4 protein-coding genes and 1 pseudogene are annotated in these 3,175 nt (G+C 52.1%); 1 reads left to right on the forward strand and 4 read right to left on the reverse strand.

What is annotated here, in order from left to right; genetic code table 11:
• The 4 genes and pseudogenes from B4N58_RS11760 to chrA all read right to left on the reverse strand — a co-directional run.
• Positions 1–261 (reverse strand): annotated as a pseudogene (locus B4N58_RS11760) (flagellin FliC); the annotation flags it as partial.
• A gap of 133 nt (positions 262–394) precedes the next feature.
• On the reverse strand, positions 395–946 hold the full coding sequence (locus tag B4N58_RS11765; protein ID WP_291749562.1) for an NADPH-dependent FMN reductase: 552 nt from the start codon (positions 944–946) through the stop codon (positions 395–397).
• A 25-nt stretch (positions 947–971) separates the two neighbouring features.
• Positions 972–1,382 (reverse strand): PaaI family thioesterase, encoded by a 411-nt coding sequence (locus B4N58_RS11770; protein ID WP_008253008.1) that lies wholly within the window; start codon positions 1,380–1,382, stop codon positions 972–974.
• A 13-nt stretch (positions 1,383–1,395) separates the two neighbouring features.
• The gene (gene chrA / locus B4N58_RS11775; RefSeq protein ID WP_414673777.1) at positions 1,396–2,757 is read right to left on the reverse strand and encodes a chromate efflux transporter; all 1,362 of its coding nucleotides are present in this window, start codon (positions 2,755–2,757) and stop codon (positions 1,396–1,398) included.
• Positions 2,758–2,825: 68 nt separating this feature from the next.
• Here chrA and B4N58_RS11780 point away from each other — a divergent pair.
• Positions 2,826–3,175, forward strand: a 350-nt coding sequence (locus B4N58_RS11780) for a phosphopantetheine adenylyltransferase (RefSeq protein WP_291749565.1), incomplete at its 3' end; no start/stop codon positions are given.

Raw genomic sequence — 3,175 nt, forward strand, 5'->3', positions numbered from 1 at the left:
GTTGTCGCTGATCTTGCCCATGGCACCGTCGGCCACTTGCAACAAAGAGATACCGTCGTTGGCGTTGCGTCCAGCCACATCAAAGCCGCGAATTTGCGCTTGCATGCGCTCGGCAATGGCCAGGCCTGCTGCGTCGTCTTTGGCGCTGTTGACACGAAGGCCTGAGGACAGGCGGGCAATTGAGTTGTTCAAACCGATGCCAGAGCCTGAGAGGTTTTTCTGGGCGGTCAGTGAGGCTACGTTGGTGTTGATTCCTAGCATGATAATTCTCCAAGCAATTTATTGAGTTAAGAGTCAGTCGCCTTCAGTGTCGTGCACTGTCGTGCGCTGCTCATGATTCATTAACGCTTGGAAAAAATGATTCTTTAGGGTTGATGTGAAATTTATTTCACCCCTACCCTTTCAGGCGAAGGCTCCATGCCCTTAAGGCCTGTAACTGGGATGCCAGGTTGGACTTGATTTTGTCGTCAGTGACATTGCCATCCGAATCGAAACCACCCGCAAATGCATTGGCAAATACTTCCGGTTTATTCAAGGGATGTAAATCAAGATAAACACACACCTGCCGCAAATGGTATTGGGCGCGCGACGTACCCATGCCGCCACCTGCGCCGCAAATGGCCACAGGTTTACCAGCCAGCAAAGCGTTGTCAGGGTAACGTGATGCCCAGTCGATCGCATTTTTCAAAGCGGGTGCGATGGAGTAGTTGTATTCAGGGCAAGCCAACAACAAAGCATCGGCTTGTTGTAACTGTTCAAAAAAGGCTTGCACAGCCGCTGGCCGTTCAGCGAGATCAGCATTGAAGAATGGCAAGTCGATCAAATTGGCGAAGTGCATTTCCATACCCTCGGGTAACTGCCCTGACGCCGCACGCAATAAACCCGTGTTGCAAGATTTCGTACGAAGGCTGCCGGAAATACCCAGTACGCGAATGGTATTGCTCATGGTGTGCTCCTTTGAATTGAACGAATCAGTCTTTCTTGGGTGGAATGGCGTAGGTGCCCACGGCATGCGCCACGGGATCGGGCAAACCTTCGGAGTACACACTCACCTCGCCAATGGCCAGTGTCTTTCCCACTTTAATCAATTTGCACACACCAATAATGTCGCGATCCGCTGAGGGTTTTCTCAAAAAATTGATGTTCATGTTGGTGGTCACTGCCAAAGGCACAATGCCAATTCGCCCCAGTATGCCCACATACAAGGCGCAGTCGGCCACCAAAAACATGACGGGGCCAGCCACAGTGCCACCGGGCCGCAGTTCAGCCACCGTGATTTTGTGGCGAATGGTAGCGGAGTCGCCATCGACATGTTCAACCGTGATTTTGCTTTGTGGAAATTGCGTGTTGATGAATTCATTCATCATTTCTTTGGTGATCAAAACCATCTCCTACTTAAGCTGTAACAAAACTCAGCACCAAACCCAACGCTGCGCAAGTACCCAGCACCTGCATCACCGACCACTTGAAGTAAAAAAGTGCAGTGACAGCACCCAAGGTAATCGCTAGGGCGGCCCAGTCAAAATGACCTTCCAAGCCCTCAGGCCACAGCACGTGATAGGCAAAAAATACGGCAAGGTTCACTACCACGCCAACCACAGCAGCGGTAATGGCCAGCAAAGGTGCAGTGAATTTCAAGTCGTCGTGGGTGCTTTCAACCAAAGGACCACCCGCCAGAATGAACAGAAAAGACGGAAGGAATGTGAACCATGTGACCAAGGCAGCAGCAAGTGCACCCGCAATAAAAGCGTTCTCGGGTCCGAAGGCAGCCTGCACATAAGCACCTACAAAACCCACGAATGCCACCACCATAATCAGCGGGCCGGGTGTGGTTTCGCCCAAAGCCAAACCGTCAATCATTTGCGTGGGTGTCAGCCAGCCATAATGGCCCACTGCGCCTTGGTACACATAAGGCAACACGGCGTACGCACCACCAAAGGTGAGCAAGGCCGCCTTGGTGAAAAACCAGCCCATTTGCGTGAAGGTGTTTTGCCAACCCAGGCTTGCTGTCAGCAAGCCCATGGGCACCAGCCAAAGCAATGCACCTGCCACAACCACTTTGGCCAAATGAACTTTGCTGAAACGGGCATGCTCGGGTGTCGGGGTGTTGTCGTCAATTAAAGCAGCGCCATACGATTTTTGTGCACCGGCATGCCCAGCGCTGCCGTTGAACTTGGTCGGGTATAACCTGCCACCCAAAAACCCCAACACTGCAGCTGTGGCCACAATGATGGGAAAGGGTACATTCATGGCAAAAATCGCCGCAAAAGACGCTGCCGCAATTGCCCACATCCAGTTGTTTTTCAGGGCACGAGAGCCAATGCGGTGTGCCGCATGCAACACGATCGCGGTCACTGCTGGCTTAATGCCATAGAAAATACCAGCAACAACAGGCACATCGCCATAAGCAATATAAATCCACGACAACCCAATCAGAATAAACAGTGATGGGAGCACAAACAAGGCGCCTGCGACTATTCCCCCCCAAGTGCGGTGCATTAACCACCCAAGGTAAGTGGCCAACTGTTGAGCCTCCGGGCCCGGCAACAACATGCAGTAATTCAGGGCATGTAGAAAACGCTTCTCGGAAATCCAGCGGCGGCGCTCCACCAGCTCCTCATGCATGATCGCAATTTGTCCGGCTGGCCCACCAAAGCTGATAAAACCCAGCTTCAACCAAAACCAGAAGGCCGGCATCAGGCTGACCGGTGCGGGGGGTTGATCAAGAGCGGTCATTTCAGCAGCAGGTGTGGACATTGATCTGTGAGGTCATTGATTCGACCGCTAATCTTATCTCATACTTGGACCTCAACAAGAGGAACACCATGAACTGGATCAGCAACATTGCTTTGGCCATCGCAGCCATCATCCATTTTTTACCGCTCAGCGGAATCATGGGCAAAACCACGCTTGAAAGGCTTTATGGCGTTGCAATTGACGACCCGAATTTGTTGATTGCCATGCAACACCGCGCCTTGTTGTTCGGTTTGCTGGGTGTGTTGTTCGTGGTGGCCATGTTCAAGGCAGATTTACGCCTGCTGGCCATGTGCTTTGGCCTGATGAGCACGGTTGGCTTTATTGCAGTGGCGTGGCAAGTGGGCGATTACAACCCATTGATTGCACGGGTCATCAAGGCTGATGTCATTGTGATTGTGGCGCTGATCATCGGCTTGAT

Origin of the sequence: Limnobacter sp. UBA3528, assembly GCF_002377005.1 — a bacterium.
In the GTDB taxonomy this organism is placed as follows: Bacteria; Pseudomonadota; Gammaproteobacteria; order Burkholderiales; family Burkholderiaceae_B; genus Limnobacter.

Excerpts from the sequence above, each read along its gene's own strand:
- chrA (WP_414673777.1), bottom strand. The coding sequence starts at position 2,757 with ATGTCCACACCTGCTGCTGAAATGACCGCTCTTGATCAACCCCCCGCA.
- B4N58_RS11765 (WP_291749562.1), bottom strand. The coding sequence starts at position 946 with ATGAGCAATACCATTCGCGTACTGGGTATTTCCGGCAGCCTTCGTACG.